This window comes from Melioribacter sulfuriphilus (genome assembly GCF_051488685.1).
In the GTDB taxonomy this organism is placed as follows: domain Bacteria; phylum Bacteroidota; class Ignavibacteria; order Ignavibacteriales; family Melioribacteraceae; genus Melioribacter.
Window position 1 is genome coordinate 324,075 of sequence record NZ_JBPSEH010000001.1, and the last position, 20,637, is coordinate 344,711.

A 20,637-nucleotide genomic window follows, 5' to 3' on the forward strand; every position below is an offset into this window, starting at 1 on the left:
TAACCAGACAAAAAAGAGTGGGGATAAGTTGCCGCATCAAAATCCAATAAAACGAATTTTCGATTTGTATACGAGCGACCTCAGTTATCAAGAAATCGAAAATTTGATTAAGCGAGAGGCAAGCGAAGTATACGAATTCTTCAAAAGCGACATTCCCAAACCAGATCAATCGAAGAATAAATTAATCAGGGGTTTGATATTTATCCGTAGTCTGTTCAATGCCTTTATTATGAAACTGACACCAGCCCGGCGGATTTTCTACTTGATTTCGATTTTCTTTTTCGGAATTGGATACCTAGAATACAACACTCTTTATATCTGGAGTGGATTTATCATATTAAATTTGCTTCTCGCTTTTGAGCTTGCAGATAAACTGCTGGCAAAAAATGAGCTCGATATCGCAAAGAAAATTCAGCTTGACCTGATACCGAAGCATAAAGCAACTATTGGCGTATACGAAGTGACATCATACTATGAACCCGCAAGAGAAGTAGGCGGCGATTATTTCGATATTATCGAGGCACACGACAAAACGTATATTGTAATTGGCGACATTTCCGGAAAAGGGATGGCAGCAGCGCTTTATATGACACGAGTACAGGCAATAATCTATTTCCTGCTCGATAATTATTCCGACGTTAAAGAAATTCTTATCAAATTAAAAAAATATTTCTCTCAAAAACTTCGAAAAGAATTCTTCCTTACAATCACAATTGCATCGATAGAAAAAGATGGAACGATTAATCTTGTCAGAGCCGGTCATCCGCCCCCGATTCATTACGACTTCCTGAAGAAGGAATTCAAAGAAATAAATACATGCGGTATTGGTATTGGATTCAATGATTATGGAGTTTTCGAAAAAACTCTCGAGCTCTATACTTTCACTCCCGGCGAAGGCGATACGATTGTTTTTCATACCGACGGATTAACCGAAACGATGAATAAGTACAAAATAATGCTCGGTGAAAAGCGTATAAAAAAAGCAATTGAAAGAAATTCCGACAGAAGCGCAGAGGAGATTAAAAAATCATTAGTGAGCCTCATAAACAATCACCGCGCAGAAGCCGCTCAAAACGACGATGTGACTTTTATAGTTTTGAAGAGAATCAGTTCTCCGAGTAAATAACGAAAGTTTCGTCCGTAGGTCTTAACTCGTCATACATTCTTTTAAGAGAGTTATACGCTGTTTCATTACCACGCCGAGCTGCGATTCGATACAATTTTACAGCCGCTGCTTTCTCCTCTTTTACCGAAATCCCCTTCTCATAACAGAATGCAAGGTAAGTTTGTGCCAATACTGAACCTTCGTCGGAATATTTTTTGAGAATTTCAAGTGCATCGTTGTTGTAAGCTGTCAATGAAGAGTCAACTAAAGTCGTAAAGGCAATACGAATTTCGGCTTCGGTGCTACCCATTTTTTGTGCTTTTTCCCAATATGATATCGCTCTATTTAAATCTTTTTTTACTACAACTCCCGAACTGTACAAAAGTCCGAGTTCAATTAAAGCAGGTATATAGTTGTTCCCCGCAGCAATGTTGAGATATTCAATCGCTTCTTTAATGGAAATAATATTTGTCATTTCCAGAGCTCTAATGCCTGCCAGAAAATAATAAGCCTCGCTGTTGTCAGACTTAATTTTATTTTTTAATACCTCTATCAGATCTTTCGATTGAATCAGTCTGAAGAGACGTTCGCCCGCTTTATACGACCCTAATCTGTATGCAGTAAGATAATGAATGCCTGCTTGAATAAGGTCCTTAGTGTGCCACAGTCCCTTTTCGTAACTGGCGGCAATTAACAATAGAGCTTCCGGACTACCATTTTCTGCGGCATATTTAATTAAACCAAGTGAAGATGTGTCTTTCAAAGATTCATTTGAGACATTAATTCCCAGGTAGTCTCTTAATTCGTATTTATTCTTTTTCAATAGATTAGAAATCCGTTCTTCTTCCGTAATACTGGAATCGCTTTCCATTGATAAATAATCGATGTCCCAATCGGTATTGATAACTGGCGAAGGTTCGTTAGTTTGATTTTGTTCAACAGCAATTGAACTATCGGCTGACGGCACAAGACCCTTTTTCAAAAATTCTTCTTTCAATTCCATGGCAGGCTCATATCCAGCATTTGCCGCTTTAGTGATATAAGTAAAAGCTTTGTTGTAATCCCTCGATACTACCAGATTATCTGTATAAATAATTCCAAGAGCAAATTGAGCTTCGGGCATTCCGAGTTCGGCCGCCGATTTGAAATTATAAAACGATTCGAAGGGATTCCAAGGTACTCCAATACCATTATAAAGCAAAATACCGTAGTTATATTTTGCAGCGGCAAGATTCTGATCAGCTGCTTTTCTAATCCAATAAATTGCTTTAACTGTATCGGGTTCAAATCCTTTACCCATAAGATATCTAATTCCAAGTTCATGTTGAGCGAAAGGGTCGCCTCTGTTGGCTTCGTTTACCAGAATATATCCTGCTAAGAGTGAGTAAGAAGGATATTTTGCTTTGAAATAAGATACTTTACCTGGCTTAGAATTTCTAAATGCCTCGCTTTTCAACGTATCTTTTTGAGCGATTGAAAATACAGAAAAGAAAAGAATTAAAAGGAGAGTATGTTTTATCATGATTTAAGAGATAGATTTCTTCAAAATAAAATAGTTCTTGCCGTTAATCGAGAAATAATTGACATCGTCCATTAATTGTTTGATAATATAAAGACCCATTCCACTTTCTGGAAGATTATCGATATCCTGGGGATCGAAATCCAGGTCGGGAATTTCGAGGTTAGGACGAGCAATACCTTCGTCTATAATTTCGAGTATGAGATAATCATCTTCTTTATAGAGTTTGATTATAATATTTTTGCCTGCTTCTTCTTTATAACTGTGTTTAATTACATTATTTGCAGCCTCAGTCAAACAAATATTAAAAGCGTTTTTTATATGTTCTTCGATTTTATAATGTTCCAGCACAGCAAGTAATTTCTCGGCAGCTTCATGAACACACTCGTAGCGACTATCGATATTTAAGGAGAATTCATCCATTCCCATTTAGATTAAATCACGTTCAAATATATGAAAAGCCAGTAAAAATTGAAATGAAATAAAACGATTGCGGCAAAAAACAAATAAATCTGCTTTCAGTTGATTCCCTAATTATAAATCAATTAAAAACCTTTAATACAAAAGAAGAAACAGATGCAATAAAAATAAGATAATTATCACTATCAAAAGAGGTGACGTTTGTTTACTGACTCTTCAAAATAATAAATACGTTATAAAATTTATTATGGTCATTTATTTCTGGATACACAAATAATAAGCTTAGCTTAGTGGCATCTGAAAAATGTAAACAAAAGCAGGCATTAATTTTTGGAATTATATAATGACGAACAAAAGTCACAGATGTGTGTGAATGAAAAGGTGTAATGCTAATAAAATTTATAATGAATGTGATTTAGCAGAAAAAACTCATCCATCGCCATGAATCAAAATAGGCGAATAAAATCGCTGTTACTTTTTCTTTGCACTTCGTCGAGCGTTATTACGGTAAGCTAATTTTGCATAGTGCTCTTTTAATTGAGCACTGCAAAATCTCTCTCACGCTCAACAATCTTATACTTCCACCTCATAAAAACAGAGGATTACTAAATATTTTCAACTACAGTTTACTAACAAGATGCTTTACATCTTTTCTATAAATCTATTCCTCTTTGGCATCTGGTTCTTTGGTTTTGCATGTCGATATTCCAAAAGGCAAATACAATGGGCACCAGCCTATTAACCCTGTTCCGAGCGGGATTAAACCAATCAATCCCCACCAGCTTCCATAAATGATACCGAGAATAAGTATTACAAGACCCAGAATAATTCTAAAAGTCTTGTCGCCTCCACCTACATTCTTTTTCATACCACCTCCATTTAATTTGTACTATTTAGATGCTTTGAAAGTAAAGTCGATTCATTTGAGAATCGTACATTTAGATGCAACAAAATAATCATCCGTTGAAAGCACGATAAAATAAACGCCCGAGCTATAGTTTGAGCTATTTATATAAACTGTATGATATCCTGGATAAACATCTTTCTCGGTCAAAATTTCTACGAGTTCACCATTGAGCGAATAGATTGCAAGTTTAACAGACATAGTCCTGCTTTCATTCCCCGGCAAAAAATATTTAATACGCGCCCAGGAATTAAAAGGATTGGGATAAACTTTCAATTCGGCATAACTTTCCTGATTTAATTCCACAGGCTCGGATTCGTAAAACTTAAAAGTACCGTCGAAATCGATTTGTTTGAGGCGGTATTTAAATTTAATTCCGTTTTCTGGAATATCCTCGAAGTAATAAAATTTCGGAGAATATGAATTTCCATGTCCGTGTACAAATCCGATTTTTTGCCAGCTTTCATTTCCGCTGCAATTAAATCTTTCGACCTCGAATCCATAGTTATTCAATTCAGTCACTGTTTCCCAGCTCAAGATTATTTTGTTTTTGAGCGACCTCGCTCTGAAAAATGCCATTTCTACAGGCAGAGGCGCTTCACTCCACGAAGTCGACACTCGAATCCCGTCAATATATGCCTTGTTGGTTGTGATATCCTGTCGGAGTGCAACTACAGAAATATTGGCCGGTTCGTTACCCGCTGCTGAATCAATTCGTATATCAGGTTCTGGTTCTGTCTGAGGTATTTCATTTTCGAAGATAAACAAGCTCACCTGATCATTACCTGACCCTGAATTCAGTATGTATTTAATAACGACCAGGTAAGTTTCATTAAATAAATAGGGAGAATCAGTAAATTCAACAGTATCGGTAGTTTTACTAATTCCGAACAAAAATCTCGATGCGTCATACTTTTTTAAAAATAATTTGCCCGCCATGAATGGCGAAGTGGTGCTATTATTTGCAAAGCCAATTATATCGCTTCCCAATTGCGCAGTAGTGGCTTGTTGCACATTAATTAAGAAGGATAAATAAAAGGTACCTGTCTCATATTCCTGGCCTAAACTCCTGTAATAATCTACTCCTGACGTATCAATTTTTATAGAATTTCCTGAAATCGAAGGGTAATTTGGAAAGGTTAAGTTATAATCTTCAATCAATATTCCGCCATCACCCTGCTTATAAATAGTCCAATTATGATGCGACAATGAATCTCCAACAGGATAGTCAAAATTTTCTTCAAGGATTAGTTGGGAATAATTCAACGAAACACACACGAAAAAGAGAATGACAAAATACTTTTTCATGTCGTACCCTCTTAGTTAAAGACCCTGCTGAAAGGAGCTGAAAAAAGATAAATATTTGAATCGAAAAAGTCATCCTAAAAATGAGAAAATTTTAATATTCTTCGACGCAAACAATTTTATCCTCACTTCGGAATTTTTCGATTAACAGTGGAATTATTTTATCGCGGCCAAGAATCCCTTTTTGTTTATAAACTATATCCCCCTCTGATGGATTTTTTGCTTTTCCCCAGTATAAATTGATTTTATCTGCTATACTCAAATAGGCATACAATCTGGCAACAGGATTATTAATGTTTAGCTTATCGAGATTTTCACCCCAAATATTGTAAAGTTGATTAAGAGTAACTGCTCCTTCTGTTACCAGTCCAATACCCTCAATATAATATCCTGGCGGTGTTATATCGTTATCATTGCTATATTCAAGATAAAGTTCTTTACCGAGAATTCGAGCAATTATTTTGGCTGTTGTAGCTCCACAGACAATCTTCAGTCCAGTTTTACTCATAAATTTATTGACCACTTCTTCATCCATCGATTTATCTACAGGAGCTCCTGTTAGAAGATTTACAACTTTAGACCTACGACATTTAATCAAAGCCACCGTAGAATCGTCTTTGGGTTCGTAATTCCAGAGTCGTTTTGATTCATTCAATATAAGTCGGGGTAATTCTTCAATTTTCACACCATTGTTGAGCAATTCATTTGTATATTTAACAACTTTTTCAATTTGCCAGCCTGCCGCATTTTCAACACCGATTCCAGCTTGTGTAATACCATCACTTAAAATTAGTAAGCCCTCTTCTTTTTTTAGAGTAAAACTAATTTCATTAACAATAGTGTCGTAAAAAGAGTGGACAACGCCATTCAATAGAACCGCTTTTCTATCGGAGATTAAAATTACCGGTGGCATATCATATAAAAGAGCAACGCCGAGACCGTCATTCAAAATTCTTATAGCAGACAAAAATGCGACAGGATTCTCATTCCTCTTGGCATTTTCGATTGTATGAATTAAGCTTGCAAAGGCTTTTCGAAGAGAATACCCAGAATTTATTAGTGCAATAAATTGTGAGGAATAGAATTGAGCCGACAAATGAGCCTTAAGTCCCGAACCAAGACCATCGGCCAGTAAAAATGTAGTCCCGATACTGTTCCGTATTGTTTGTGTGACATCCCCACTTAAAACATTATTTCCCTTTGAGATCGATTCGACAACTACTTCGCAGTATAGCTCTTCCATATCCAGTCACTTGCTTCTCCCGAAATTTGCTTTTTTTCCTCGCTCGATAACTGCATTAATTTCTCAACCAGTTCCTCGCCTTTAGCAGTGCTTTCTCCCAGAAATTTTGTAAGATTTTGAGCCATCATAATCTGATGATTTAACAGTTCGCGCGCTTGATCTAAAACCTTTCGACGAATTATGTTTAATTTTTCTTCATTCAAAATCATACGTGTTATGTCGACAAAAATTCCTACATACTGATCTTCTTCTGGAAGCTTATAAATTATTTGATGACAGATCAGATTATAATTCTTATGTTTTTCAGTTACTTCGATAATTCTATTGTTTTCGTCTCGAAGGCGTATAAATGGTTCCGGATCCATCAAGCAAGATATTTTTTTTCCAAGAAGAGCATTCCCACAAACAAAAAATTTTTTAAATGCTTCATTCATGCTAAGAATATTAAGTTCTCTATCCAGTATTACAATTCCATTGGGAGACGACTCGATAATTTTATCTGTTCTCTGCTCTGCAAGTCGTCTCATATAAGGAATACACGATTCTAATTCTATTTTATTATTTAATACTGCGATTGCATTCTCGCGACAGGAATTGTAACCACAAGCACCACAATTCAATTCGTCTTTTTCGTTCATTATTCCTTTTTGATTAAGTATCTTAATAATTTCATTATCGTCTTTGTTTTCTTCCTTGCTTTTATTGATGCGCTTAAAGGCTCTGGTAATTTCAATTGGATACTTCTGAACCTCTGCGGGATTAAAAGGACGTTGTTTTTTGTTATACGAATCAATTACTTTTCTTTTTCTTTCAAGAACTGAATTTTTTCCAAAAGCACCAGGACCATTGATACATCCCATCTTGCACATTAAAGGTTCAATAAAGTTTTGTTCCTTTGAGATTTCTTTTAAAGAATCTTTAATTTCATCCCAGCCACACATATAATGAATTTCATCATTGAGATTGTCGGCATTTGTCAAAGCAGTTTTAATCATGCCTCCTGAGAGTGGATAGAGTCTTGAATAACTCACCGACTCTTCGTCGAAATTACTTTCTTCAAAATTCTTAAATTCAATTGCTTCTTCATTCATCCAATCGTATAATTCTTCAAAAGTAATTACGGCATCGACGAGATCTTTAAATTCGGGTCGCTCTGCTTCGTCTTTCTTAGCAACACATGGTCCCACAAAAACAACCTTCCAGTTATCTCCGAGTGTATATTTAATTTTGCCAGCATGAGCCATCATAGGTGATAGAAAAGGAGCTAAATAGTCTATCAGCTCCGGTCGATGCTTCTCAATATAATTTACGACAGAAGGGCAAGCCGAAGAAATCAACGATTTACCATTCTTACTGTAATAATTAAATGATTCCATAGCTACATTACTTGCAGCGACCGAAGTTTCGGCAACGTATTTAAATCCAAGTTTTCTCAAAACCGAAGGCAATCTGTTCGATTCCCATTCCTCAAAAAAAGCAGGGTACGAAGGTGCAACTGAAATTGCTGTATTAAATTCTTTTACAAGGTGCTTTACTTTTTCGATGTCGCTTCGGTATTGTTTTGCGTTTTGGGGACATTCTTTCAGACAGTTTCCACACAAAATACACAAAGTTTCGTCTACCGATGCTTGTCCATTAATAATACTGATGGCATTGACTGGACAATTTCTTAAACATCGATAGCAATCCCTGCATTTGGCTTCAATTGTATAAATAATCCTACCCGACATATTTCAATTAAATTCCATTTAATGATTTATTTCCTGATTTAGATTAAGCTTATCATTAATCAGTTTGATTATTTCAGAAGAATCGGAGATACTTTTTGACTCGCCAAAAATTTTCACATTTGGACCTTCCCCACATTTTTCCATACAGAAGGTTGCATTTAGTGTAACTGCATTCGACAGGCCCTTTTTCTCAATATAATTAAGAACTTCTGAAATAATTTTTTGAGAACCCTTTACGTAGCAGTTAGTACCTACACAAACATCTATGGTGAGTTTTTTTGAATCGTTGTCAACTATTTTTATTAAATTATCTGGGCTAATTCGCCTACGGTTATAATACTTAGTGTGTAGAATTTTGTGAGCCATCTGGCTGTTTGGTTCGCCCAATAAAGTGGCATATAGTTCAGAGACATAAGGATTATCCTGAGATTTATGCAATTGTAAAGTTTTATCGGATTCGTAGAGTGCCATGGTTCTTTTAAGTTTATTGTCAGATTCGGTTGTATATGGTTGTCCCGCACCTGCAACACAACCGCCGGGACATGCCATTACTTCCACTATATCATATTCCACTTCTTTATTCTTAATTTTCTCGATTAGATCGGCAGCATTCTTCAATCCGCTTACGATTGCCATTTTAATATTAGTTCCGTTTAATTCCAATTCAGTAGTGCGCAAGTTGTTACTGCCTCTCATTTGCTTGAATTCAAAATCAAACAATTTCTTGCCTGTTTGTTTTTCGTAGACATAACGGGCAACTGCTTCGCTTACTCCTCCGCTGTTGCCAAATATAATTCCTGCACCCGACTTAAAACCCAAAGGCATATCGAGTGGTTCAGGCGTAAGGTTTTCAAATTTGATTCCCGCTTCTTTAATCATTGCAGCCAGTTCAACGGTCGTCAATACATAATCGACTTCTTTAATACCACCGTGATTGAATTCGGGTCTTACAGCTTCGGCCTTTTTGGCAGTACAGGGCATAATTGAAACCACAACGAGATTTTCTTTCTTAACATTTAACGTTTTTGGTAAAATTTCTTTTGCAATCGATCCAAACATCTGTTGAGGCGATTTACAAGTTGACAGATTATTAATCAATTCTGGATGATAATATTCGACAAACTTCACCCAAGCGGGACAACAGGAAGTGAAGAGTGGCAATTTATAATTTTCATTTTTGCGTTGAATAAATTCATTTGCTTCTTCAATTACGGTTAAATCGGCAGCAAATGAAGTATCGAACACTTTGTCGAAACCGATCATTTTAAGTGCATTGACAATCTGACCGGTTAAAAGAGCACCCGGTTTGAAACCAAACAATTCTCCAATTGCAACTCTAACAGCAGGTGCAATTTGAGCGACTACCACCTTATCTGGGTTTTCAATTTCTGCCCAGACTTTATCGACTTCATATTTGGGAGTAATCGATGCAGTGGGGCATACGCGGGCACATTGCCCACAATCAACACAGTCGACTTTTGCAAGTTGTTTACCGAATGCCGGCATTACAGCTGCTTTTTCACCTCTCTTTACAAAATCGATAACTCCGATGCCCTGAATTTCACTGCAGGCTCTAACACAGTCTCCGCATAAAATACATTTATTCGGATCTCTAACCACAGAATTAGAAGATTTGTCGAGATCAAAACGGATCTCCTTTTCTTTAAAGCGAATTTTATCGACACCCAAATCGTTCGAAAGTTTCTGTAACTTACAAGTTTCACTTTTTACACAAGAAGTACAATTTTTATCGTGATTTGCAAGAATCAACTCCAATGCAATTTTTCTAATTTTACGGACTTCACTAGTATGAGTTTTGACTTTCATACCGGGCTGGGGCTTAGTGGTACACGAAGTAACAATTCCAAGTCCCTCGATATCAACAACACACATTCTGCAGGCACCGTAGATACTTAATTCTGAATGATAACAAAAAGTTGGTATCTCGATATTTGCTTTTCTTATAACTTCCAGCAAATTTCGTTCGTTTGTATACTCTACTTTTTCACCGTTTATATAAACAAAGTTAGTTTCCATATTAACCTCCGATTGTAACTGCATTTAAACGGCATACATCGACGCATGCCATACATTTTATGCATAATTCTTCATTAATTACATGGGGTTCTTTCTTGGAACCTGTAATTGCTCCGACTGGGCATTTTTTCATGCAGAGACCACAGCCTTTACACAATTCTGGAATAATAACCGGTTTTAATAGTGCTTTGCATTGTTTTGCGGGACATCTCTTTTGTTCTACATGAGCATAATATTCATCCCTGAAATAGCGTAAGGTCGAGAGTACCGGATTGGGTGCAGTTTTACCAAGTCCGCATAAAGAACCTTTACTTACAGCCGATGCCAGTTCTTCGAGCAAAGATATTGTTTCGTATGTAGCTCGTCCTTCGATAATGTCGTCAAGGAGAAACAGCATTTGTTTTGTACCTTCGCGGCAGAGCACGCATTTGCCGCAAGATTCATTTTGAGTAAACTGCATAAAGAAGCGAGCCATTTGAACCATGCAGGTAGATTTATTCATAACAACAAGTCCTCCCGATCCAACCATTGCTCCAACATTACGCAGAGAATCGTAATCGAGTGGTAAATCGAGATGTTCCTCTACCAAGCATCCTCCCGAAGGTCCTCCTATTTGAACAGCTTTGAAAGCATCGGGGTCAATTTCGCCTTTTTCATTTAATACCCCGCCACCGATTCCGAAAATTATTTCTCGCAGTGTGGTTCCAAACGGTACTTCGATAAGTCCCGTATTAACAACATTTCCTGTCAAAGCAAACGTTTTGGTACCTGAAGAATTGGCTGTTCCTACCGATGAAAAATATTGAGAACCGTTCAGAATTATTTTTGGTACACTACTTAAAGTCTCTACATTATTTATAAGTGTTGGTTTACCGAACAGCCCTGCCTGTGCAGGGAATGGCGGTTTTGGATTAGGCATTCCTCTATTACCCTCGATCGACGCAATTAAAGCAGTTTCTTCACCGCACACAAAAGCGCCCGCTCCTTCCATTATTTCGATATCGAAATTGAAATTACTGTTGAAAATGTTAAATCCAAGTAGTCCGAGCTCTCTTGCCTGCTGTACGGCAATACGGAGTCTTTTTACTGCAAGTGGATATTCCATTCTTACATAAATATACCCTTTTGATGCACCAATGGCTTTTGCTGCTATAATCATCCCTTCGATTACTGAATGCGGATTACCTTCCATGATACTTCTATCCATAAAGGCACCAGGATCGCCTTCATCTCCATTACAAATAACATATTTTGTATCGGCTACTGATTTAAGCGTTAGCTCCCATTTTTTTCCAGTTGGGAATCCTCCGCCACCTCTACCACGCAATCCCGATCTGGTAATTTCACGGCATATTTCAACATCGGTCATTTCAAGCAATGCTTTCCTTGCGGCTTTATAACCATCTACTGCAATATATTCATAAATATCCTCGGGATTAATTCTACCGCACTTCTCAAGAATCATTCTATTCTGGCGTTTATAAAAATTGATTTCATTCGTGCCCTTGCATTTTTTACCTGAAGTCAAATCGGTATATAGTAGTTCTTCTATAATTTCATTTCCAATCAAGGTTTTATCTATTATTTTCTTTACATCATCCTTCCTCACTTTAACATACATGATGCCATCTGGTTCAATTGTAACTAATGGTCCCATCTGACAAAAACCCTGACACCCACTATTGCTGACGAGAACGGCATCTTTTTTCTCTTCCTTTAATTCAATTTTAACAATATGTTCTATACCGCTTGTTTTCAGTAATGTAAGAAATTCGTTATAGACATCGAGTGAACCATTAGCTACACAACCGGTGCCAGCGCAAATAATTATTCTCCTTTTCATCAATTTAGTCGCACTTTTGTAGTTTAGGGCGAGTTTATCCAGGTCAGCAGGTTGCTTCAACATAGGTTTCCTCCTTCTTGATATTTTCAATCAGCATTTCGGTTTTTTCAGGAGTCATCAGCGAATGAACTTCCTCATTGACAACCACAACAGGAGCCAATCCACATGCCCCCAGACAAGAAACAGTTTCTAGTGTGAATAGCATATCATCGGTTGTTTTTTTTGAGGATGTGAGTCCGAGTTTTTTTTCTATTGCCTGAATAATTGCTTCCGACTTTTTTACGTGGCAAGCCGTCCCGTCACATACTTTAATAACATATTTTCCTTTTGGTTCAAGAGCAAAGTGAGAATAAAAAGTTGCTACTCCATATACCTTGGCGGGCGAAATTCCCAGTGAGGTTGAAATAAAATGAAGAATTTCTTCGGGCAAATATCTATATTCGTTTTGGACAGCCTGTAAAATAGGGATTAATCTTTGGGGATCATATTGATTATCTTCGAGTATTTTACAGACTTTGTTGAACTTATCAGCGTTTGTATTGGTCAATTCGCTCATGACAAACTCCCTTAAATAATAAATACTTTTGACAATTTATGCGTCAACACCGCAAGAGATTGCGACAATTGAGCATTTTCAACAATTATGTTTTCTGGTACTTTCAAGTGAACAGGCGCAAAATTCCAGATGCCAACCACTCCACCTTCAATCAACTTTTCTGCTATTTCTTGTGCTGCTTCGGCAGGTACTGTAATGATTCCCATATGAACATGCATTCTCTTTGCCATTTCTGTAAGTTTGTTCACAGGTAGAATTTTAATTCCTTTAATCGACTTTCCGATTTTTTTAGGATCGTTATCAAATGCAGCAACGATTTCAAGACCATATTCTTTAAATCCTTTGTAACCCAGAAGCGCACTACCTAAGCTTCCCGTACCCACAAGGAATGCCTCGTTTTTGTTATTCCAGTTCAACGCACTCAGCAGCGACTCCAGTAATTCCTCTACTTCAAATCCAAGTTTTGGTTTTCCAATAATTCCAGTAATACTCAAATCTTTACGCACCTGTATCGGATCAAGGTCGAGAACCGATGCAATATAGCTGCTCGACACATACTTTTCGCTTCTATTATGAAGATTCTTGAGAATATCAATATACCGCGGTAGTCTTTTGAGTGTCGGTTCTGGAATCGTAATTGGTCTTTTTTCCATTATCATAAAACACCTATCGTTATTTTTTTATCGATACAAATATATCGATAAATAAATATCGAATCAAGTCTCTTAACATTTTTTTAATCCTTTCTTAACAATGCCTTAACAACTGATTGTTAAGTTGAGTGTGGTATAAATGACTTTTGATGAAATTTTTAACTTAATTCTTGCGGTAAATAGATGTTCCTCTGGGGAAGTGCAACGTCATCATTTCAAATTGAAGGAAATATAAGTAACGACTTTACTGATTACGAAAAGCTGCTTGGTTTTCCGCCATACGAAGATGGATCGAATCATTGGGTGATGTGGAAAGAGGATATTGATTTGATTAAACAACTAAATCATAACGCATACAGATTTTCGATCGAGTGGTCACGGATTCAGCCACAAATTAACACAATATCAATTGATGCACTTAACAGGTACGACGAAATAGTCGACTGCCTGCTTGAAAAGAACATCGAACCGATGATTACTCTGCATCATTTTACACACCCGAGATGGTTCCATGGCTCATCTCCCTGGCATACAGAAGATTCGATCAAAAGATTTGTTGATTATTCTGATTTAATATTCCGCCGATTGGCTGATAGAGTAAAATACTGGATTACTTTCAACGAGCCGGTTGTCTGGGTACTGGCGGCTTATGCCGATGCAAAATTTCCGCCTGCTTACAATGACCTCAATTTAATGATGAAAGCACTTTTTAATATGATGAGAGCTCATGTGAGAGTTTATGACATTTTGAAATCTTACAAAGCCGAAAACCAGATCGGAATTGCCAAACATTTTATAATCTTCAAAGAAGCACGTGAATGGTTCTTCCCAGATAAAACCATTGCGCGGAAAATCAATTACTTTTTTAACGTAATGCTGCTCGATGCATTTTCCTCAAATCGGATGGTTGTCAATTTTGCACTGCTATTGAAGTTTGATGAGCAGATAAATCTCAACAACAAAATCGATTTCTGGGGCATTAATTATTATTACCGTCTGCATACCAAATTCAAATTGAGTCTGAATAATCCCTTTTTCCTTTACACAAAGAATCCAGCTACCGACACAGGTTGGGAAATTTACCCAAAAGGGCTAAAGAAAATTATTAAGCTGGTTTCACAATACAATAAAGAGATGATAATTACAGAAAACGGAATTGCCTCGAGTGACGACCTGCTCAGAAAAAAGTTTATTAAAAAACATGTAAAGATTATAAGAAAGCAAATTGAAAAAGGTTACAGAATTAAAGGCTATTTCTACTGGAGCCTCCTGGACAATTATGAATGGTTACACGGCAAATCCAAAAGATTCGGGTTAGTCGAAGTAGATTACGAAAACCAATTTAAACGGACTATCAGACCCAGCGCGTTTTATTACACCAAATTAATTGAAAAATTTCTCACTTCTCTTCATCACAAAACATTCAAAGAAGAAAAATCGACTGGAACTTGAAATGGAAACAATCATATATATGCTAATTTTACTTCCTGGCTTACTTTATGGATTCCTCTCACTTTATTTCATAAGTAAAGCAAAAAAGCAAATCCCGATCTCACTCCCCATCAATAACCACCAACCTCCCATATCAATATTGAAACCGATAAAAGGAATTGACGATAATCTTGAAGATAACTTATGCTCATTTTTCGAACTGAACTACCCCGACTACGAAATAATTTTCGGAGTAGATTCCGAAGACGATCCGGCAGTTACTATTATTGAAAGGGTGATTAATAAGTACCATCACCAAAATGCACGACTAGTTATTGACAGTCGCAGACATGGCTTAAATCCAAAAGTCAATAATTTGATCAATATGTATTCTTATGCAAAAGGTCAATTAATTCTTATTAGCGATAGCAACACAAAATGCAATAAAGATTTTCTTATTAATTTAACCGCACATTTTAACGACGACGAACTTGGTATGTTAACGGCAACAATTCGTGGGCATGGTGAAAAAAATATTGTTTCGGCAATGGAGAATATCCATCTGAACACTTTCGTTGCTCCTAGTATTTTTGCTGCATCATCCCTCGCAGATATTCAAATAACAATAGGGAAAGCAATTCTAATTCGCAGAGAAGCACTCGATGCCATTGGTGGCTTTTATAGTTTTACTAATTACCTCGCTGAAGATTTCATGATGGGCAAAAAGGTCAAAGAAGTAGGCTACAAAGTTATGACATCACCAATTCTAATTGACAATATCAACGAAAAGATTCCGTTAAAAAAATTTATCAATCGTCACAGTCGCTGGTCAAAAATGAGATTCAGGATCGATCCATTTCATTATCTGCTGGAACCCCTGACAAATCCAGTTGCACTCGGTTTATTGTTGCTCCCTTTTTTTAAAGGGATATTAATTTATTTCTTATCGTCGACATTAATTAAAATAATACTCGACTACTTTATAAGTCGCCATCTCGTTGCCAAGCATAAACCTTACACATATTTTTTTATTCCTCTAAAAGATCTTCTAATATTTGCAATCTGGTTGATTCCCTTTTTCAACTCTAGAGTAAAATGGCGCAACAACGTTATGTTAATCAGAGAAGAATCGCTCCTCATGCCCGTATCTTAATTAAATTTTCCATTCTCGTAAGACTTAAAATACTTTGCGGATTCACGATTGTGAAGCATCCACTTAGGATGTCATATTACTATGATGAAAATAATCGGAATAGATTTTTGGGGGACACTCATTTACCGAAGAAAGCAAGCATGTTTACGTTTATGCAACAACAAATACTGTAGAAATATTTTTAAATAAGCCAATATACTTTTACCACAGTATGACCCAGGCATATTATAGAAAGAGAAAGGATTTAACAATATTCCACTTTTCTAAGTTGGATTATAGCAACTCTCAAAGAAGATATTTTATATGTTGTCAATGGAAAAAAGAGTTACTACGACACACAATTATTTCCCAAATATTGGTAATACTTTTCCTGTAGCAGTCGCTGGCACTTTAATTCCGAGATAATGTGAGACAGTAACAGCAATGTCTTCGATATAAGCCTCCTGGCTACTATTTTTACCCTTATCAATTCGAGGCCCGCAAAAAAGTAACGGTATCATTAAATCGTAATTCCACGGTGTGCCATGTTCAGAACGGTTATAAATTTTATGACTATCTGGCAATGAGGGCTCAAAAATAATGTAAAGATTACCCGATCTTTTATGAAAATACGAATTGATTACTTTTATATTTAGTGCGGTTGGCGACAAATTATTCTTTTCAATTTCTGTGGAAGTAAAAACATCGTATATATTATTCATATTTCTAAGGTAATCTTTTAAAAGAAATTCAACCACACTAATTTCAAGGCCATTATTAATAATCGCTTCTTCATTTAAATAAATATTTGGTAAAATAATTTCTTCAATCACATCGAAGTTAACATTTAACTTTTCTTTAATATATTCATTGCACAATCTACGAAGACCATCAACTTCCAGTTTTTGTAGATTGCTGTTCTTATTACCATTTGTCGGAGTAAATGAGTCTTTAGCCCCGTGATCTGATGTAAGAATGATCAAAGTATTATTCATCCCAATTTGACTGTTGATAAAATCAACCAGCTCCGCGATCAATTTATCCAGCCTGTAGAGTTGATCTTCAAATTCGATTGAAGAGTTGCCAAAGTAATGTCCTATTTTATCTGTAGATGAAAATGAGATAGAGAGATAGTCGATATATTCATCTTTGCCAAGTTCATTCTGGTAAATAATATGTTTTGCAAATTGTAAAGTCAAAAAATCTCCAAGAGGCGAAGTAATAATCGACGATACCTCAGACGGCTTATTAAATCTTTTTAAGCCGAAGTTATCTAACTGTTCTTGCCCAAAATAATTGATATATTTTTCAGGTTCATATAATGGTTCCCACTTAAAATCAATAAGATACTCTTCATTTATTTTTTTATTAAAGTTCTCTAAAAACTCAGGTTCTTTTTCATAATAATAACTGCTTGTAGTAAACTGTATTGAGTCATCTGACAACCAGAAAGCTTTACCGTAATGGCCTGCAAGAAAGATAGCACCTCTATCTTTTGAAGAGATTCCAAAGATTTTCGACTTTCCACCACTCGACAGATAAATTTCATCGGATAAAGTAGACCCAATTAAATTAAGAGGTGATTTCACTCCATTGTACTCTGCACAATACACCTTTTGTTTTAGTTTACGATTATACCAATCATTACTTATGATTCCGTGGTAAGCTGGTAGAGACCCTGTCGCAATAGACGCATGTCCCGGACCTGTTGCACTCAGAGTATACGATAATTTTGCGTTACTAAAATTTACCCCTTCTTTTATTAAATAATTAAACCCACTTTTTGAAAAATTAGATGAATATTTATTTAAGTAGTCAGCCCGTAGCTGGTCAACTACAATTTGCAAAACCAGTTTAACTTCAGCCTTACTTTCAAAGTCATTTGCTTCAATTACATTGTTTGAAATATTGAATAGCAATAATAAAATTGCCAAAAAAATATTGCCGAGCATCATATCTCCAATAATGTTTATATAAAATATAATACGTCTATATTAAGATAACATTAATTAGACATGAATAATTCTTAAATTCATTAACAGTCTTTTTAATTGAAGAGTTGTTTATTACCCAAGAGAGTTAGTAATAGATTGGCAAGTGTTTACTATTACGAATTGATCGAACCTGCAACCCTGCGCTTTATATAATCCCATGTAAACTCCCGCCCCTTTTGGCTTTTTAACTGCTTTTCCCTCTTCAAAGCTTCACCTCGTGTTGGATATTCTTCTGTATAAACTACTTCCCACGGCTTATATCTTTTTGTATACGATGATAACAGCCCATTATTATGTTCATTAATCCGCCTCTGCAAATCTTCGGTCTGTCCAATATAAATTTTATTGTGATGGCGAGAATATAAAACATATACTGTGTACATAAATAAAAAGCCCCTTAATCTTACTGGGGCTCTATTTGTTTTTGCTCCGCGTGCAGTCCGTTAGCTAACGGATCGAACCTGCAACCCTGCGCTTTATATAATCCCATATAAACTCCCGTCCCTTTTGGCTTTTTAACTGCTTTTCCCTCTTCAAAGCTTCACCTCGTGTTGGATATTCTTCTGTATAAACTACTTCCCACGGCTTATATCTTTTTGTATACGATGATAACAACCCATTATTATGTTCATTAATCCGCCTCTGCAAATCTTCGGTCTGTCCAATATAAATTTTATTGTGATGGCGAGAATATAAAACATATACTGTGTACATAAATAAAAAGCCCCTTAATCTTACTGGGGCTCTATTTGTTTTTGCTCCGCGTGCAGGACTCGAACCTGCAACCCTGCGGTTAACAGCCGCATGCTCTACCATTGAGCTAACGCGGAATATTTTATAAGAACGAGTGATTAAAAAAATCGAGTCAAAAAATAGAGTTTATTCTAACTTTTGTCAAGTATAAATATGAAAAAAATATCTGGTATTTTCCATTTATTGACTTTATCTTTCTAAAATATGAGAAGCTGATCATTATTTTGTGACGTTATTGTCTTTTTTTGACCGCTTATTGCACTTAGTTCATATTTATTATAATACGGCACACTTATTGATGTAAACTTTTATTCTTATAAGGAGTTATTAAAATGGATTTAGAGGAATTGAGGAAGAAAATAGAAGAAACCTATGCAGATTGGGAAGAAAATTATTACAAAAAAACCATAGACCGAACCCCGGAACGACAGCCTGAATTTACAACTCCTTCTTTTACAAAAATAAAACAACTCTATACACCCAACGACTATTCATTCGAAAATTATCTCGAAGAAATCGGATACCCTGGTAAATTTCCTTTTACACGTGGCGTTCAACCTACGATGTACAGAGGCAGGCTCTGGACAATGCGACAGTATGCCGGTTTTGGTACGGCGCGGGAGTCGAACGAACGGTATCGCTTCTTATTATCGCAAGGTCAAATGGGATTGTCTGTTGCTTTCGATTTGCCTACACAAATCGGATACGACAGCGACGATCCGATGGCTTTAGGTGAGGTTGGAAAAGTTGGCGTTGCAATCGACACTCTGGCAGATATGGAAATTTTATTTGATCAAATTCCACTTGATAAAGTTTCCACCTCGATGACAATCAATGCACCTGCATCAATTTTACTTGCAATGTACATTGCGGTAGCCGAAAAGCAAGGCGTTGGCAAAGAAAAATTGAGTGGTACTATTCAGAACGACATACTGAAAGAATACGTTGCGCGCGGCACTTACATCTTCCCGCCCAAACCATCGATGCGTCTTATTACCGACATTTTCAAGTTCTGCTCGGTTGAAATTCCAAAATGGAATACAATTTCGATATCGGGCTATCATATAAGAGAAGCTGGTTCAACAGCGGCTCAGGAAGTTGGATTTACGCTGGCAGATGGCATTGCGTATGTCGAAGCAGCAATAAATTCCGGCTTGAATGTGGACGATTTTGCCGGTCAACTCTCCTTTTTCTTTAATTCTCATAACGACCTGTTCGAAGAAGTGGCAAAATTTAGAGCTGCGAGACGGTTATGGGCTAAAATCATGAAAAACCGCTTCAAAGCGACCAAACCTAAATCGATGATGCTGAGATTTCACGCTCAAACTGCCGGCTCGGCATTGACTGCTCAACAAGTGGACAATAACATTATTCGCGTTACAATTCAAACATTAGCTGCTGTGCTCGGCGGAGCTCAAAGCCTTCATACTAATTCAAAAGACGAGGCGCTGGCACTCCCCACAGAAGAGTCGGTTAAAATTGCTCTGCGAACGCAACAGATAGTTGCATACGAAAGTGGAATTACAAATACAATTGACCCTCTTGCCGGATCGTACTACGTGGAAACCCTTACGAATCAGATTGAAAAAGAAGCGGAAGAATATATAAATAAAATCGACGCACTCGGTGGAATGGTATCCGCAATTGAACTTGGATATATTCAAAGTGAAATTCAAAAATCCGCTTACAAATATCAGCAAGAAGTCGAAAAAGGCGAACGAATTATAATCGGTTTAAATAAATTCACTGAGAAGGAAGAACATAAAGGCAAAATACTGAAAATAGACGAACACATTCAGAAAGAACAAATTAATTTCCTGAAAAAAATTAAATCGGAACGCAATAATCATTTAGTCGAACAGAAATTAAAAGAATTAAAAACGGCAGCCGAAACCGATACAAATTTAATGCCCTACATTATCGATGCGGTCAAAGCGTATTCAAGCATAGGGGAAATTTGTAACACGCTCCGCTCTGTCTTCGGAGAATACAAAGAACAAGTCATAATTTAA

Annotated in this window: 17 protein-coding genes and 1 tRNA gene; 4 read left to right on the top strand and 14 right to left on the bottom strand. The window is 36.5% G+C overall.

All coding sequences use genetic code 11. From position 1 onward, the window contains the following. The first annotated feature begins 28 nt into the window (after positions 1–28). Positions 29–1,126, top strand: a complete 1,098-nt coding sequence (locus tag ACSSV9_RS01420; RefSeq protein ID WP_437345424.1) for a PP2C family protein-serine/threonine phosphatase — start codon at positions 29–31, stop codon at positions 1,124–1,126. On the opposite strand, the gene ACSSV9_RS01425 is transcribed toward ACSSV9_RS01420, so the two are convergent. The 10 genes from ACSSV9_RS01425 to ACSSV9_RS01470 all read right to left on the bottom strand — a co-directional run bounded on the left by ACSSV9_RS01425 (position 1,107) and on the right by ACSSV9_RS01470 (position 13,315). Continuing rightward, positions 1,107–2,627, bottom strand: a complete 1,521-nt coding sequence (locus ACSSV9_RS01425) for a tetratricopeptide repeat protein (RefSeq protein ID WP_437345425.1) — start codon at positions 2,625–2,627, stop codon at positions 1,107–1,109. The genes ACSSV9_RS01420 and ACSSV9_RS01425 overlap by 20 nt on opposite strands. Positions 2,628–2,630: 3 nt before the next feature. Then, positions 2,631–3,047 (bottom strand): ATP-binding protein, encoded by a 417-nt coding sequence (locus tag ACSSV9_RS01430; protein WP_437345426.1) that lies wholly within the window; start codon positions 3,045–3,047, stop codon positions 2,631–2,633. A 658-nt stretch (positions 3,048–3,705) separates the two neighbouring features. Then, positions 3,706–3,912, bottom strand: coding sequence for a YgaP family membrane protein (locus tag ACSSV9_RS01435; protein ID WP_437345427.1), 207 nt, complete (start codon positions 3,910–3,912; stop codon positions 3,706–3,708). 51 nt (positions 3,913–3,963) lie between these two features. Next, positions 3,964–5,256 carry a T9SS type A sorting domain-containing protein gene (locus tag ACSSV9_RS01440; protein ID WP_437345428.1) on the bottom strand — a complete coding sequence of 431 codons (1,293 nt, stop codon included), beginning with the start codon at positions 5,254–5,256 and terminating at the stop codon, positions 3,964–3,966. Positions 5,257–5,347: 91 nt separating this feature from the next. Continuing rightward, positions 5,348–6,496: a SpoIIE family protein phosphatase gene (locus tag ACSSV9_RS01445; RefSeq protein WP_437345429.1), complete on the bottom strand. Its 1,149-nt coding sequence runs from the start codon at positions 6,494–6,496 to the stop codon at positions 5,348–5,350. Then, complete coding sequence (locus tag ACSSV9_RS01450; protein ID WP_437345430.1) at positions 6,472–8,226, bottom strand: [Fe-Fe] hydrogenase large subunit C-terminal domain-containing protein; 1,755 nt, start codon at positions 8,224–8,226, stop codon at positions 6,472–6,474. The genes ACSSV9_RS01445 and ACSSV9_RS01450 overlap by 25 nt, the downstream gene beginning before the upstream one ends. A gap of 18 nt (positions 8,227–8,244) precedes the next feature. Then, positions 8,245–10,263, bottom strand: coding sequence for a [FeFe] hydrogenase, group A (locus ACSSV9_RS01455; RefSeq protein ID WP_437345431.1), 2,019 nt, complete (start codon positions 10,261–10,263; stop codon positions 8,245–8,247). 1 nt (position 10,264) lies between these two features. Then, on the bottom strand, positions 10,265–12,169 hold the full coding sequence (locus tag ACSSV9_RS01460; protein WP_437345432.1) for an NADH-ubiquinone oxidoreductase-F iron-sulfur binding region domain-containing protein: 1,905 nt from the start codon (positions 12,167–12,169) through the stop codon (positions 10,265–10,267). Further along, positions 12,150–12,662: an NADH-quinone oxidoreductase subunit NuoE gene (gene nuoE / locus ACSSV9_RS01465; RefSeq protein WP_437345433.1), complete on the bottom strand. Its 513-nt coding sequence runs from the start codon at positions 12,660–12,662 to the stop codon at positions 12,150–12,152. Before nuoE ends, ACSSV9_RS01460 begins: the two co-directional genes overlap by 20 nt. 11 nt (positions 12,663–12,673) lie before the next feature. Further along, positions 12,674–13,315, bottom strand: coding sequence for a redox-sensing transcriptional repressor Rex (locus ACSSV9_RS01470; protein WP_437345434.1), 642 nt, complete (start codon positions 13,313–13,315; stop codon positions 12,674–12,676). Between the two features lie 183 nt (positions 13,316–13,498). On the opposite strand from ACSSV9_RS01470, the gene ACSSV9_RS01475 reads away from it, so the two are divergent. Both ACSSV9_RS01475 and ACSSV9_RS01480 read left to right on the top strand, forming a co-directional pair. Then, complete coding sequence (locus ACSSV9_RS01475; RefSeq protein ID WP_437345435.1) at positions 13,499–14,767, top strand: glycoside hydrolase family 1 protein; 1,269 nt, start codon at positions 13,499–13,501, stop codon at positions 14,765–14,767. 1 nt (position 14,768) lies between these two features. Then, positions 14,769–15,899, top strand: coding sequence for a glycosyltransferase (locus tag ACSSV9_RS01480; RefSeq protein WP_437345436.1), 1,131 nt, complete (start codon positions 14,769–14,771; stop codon positions 15,897–15,899). Between the two features lie 341 nt (positions 15,900–16,240). Here ACSSV9_RS01480 and ACSSV9_RS01485 read toward each other — a convergent pair whose 3' ends face one another. The 4 genes from ACSSV9_RS01485 to ACSSV9_RS01500 form a co-directional block, all read right to left on the bottom strand. Continuing rightward, positions 16,241–17,830, bottom strand: coding sequence for an alkaline phosphatase family protein (locus ACSSV9_RS01485; RefSeq protein WP_437345437.1), 1,590 nt, complete (start codon positions 17,828–17,830; stop codon positions 16,241–16,243). Between the two features lie 155 nt (positions 17,831–17,985). Further along, positions 17,986–18,255, bottom strand: a complete 270-nt coding sequence (locus tag ACSSV9_RS01490) for a GIY-YIG nuclease family protein (protein WP_437345438.1) — start codon at positions 18,253–18,255, stop codon at positions 17,986–17,988. Between the two features lie 64 nt (positions 18,256–18,319). After that, entirely contained in the window at positions 18,320–18,586 is a 267-nt protein-coding gene (locus ACSSV9_RS01495) for a GIY-YIG nuclease family protein (protein WP_437345439.1), read from the bottom strand. Positions 18,587–18,630: 44 nt separating this feature from the next. After that, positions 18,631–18,702, bottom strand: a tRNA-Asn gene (locus tag ACSSV9_RS01500). A gap of 255 nt (positions 18,703–18,957) precedes the next feature. On the opposite strand from ACSSV9_RS01500, the gene ACSSV9_RS01505 reads away from it, so the two are divergent. Next, the gene (locus ACSSV9_RS01505) at positions 18,958–20,637 is read left to right on the top strand and encodes an acyl-CoA mutase large subunit family protein (RefSeq protein WP_437345440.1); all 1,680 of its coding nucleotides are present in this window, start codon (positions 18,958–18,960) and stop codon (positions 20,635–20,637) included.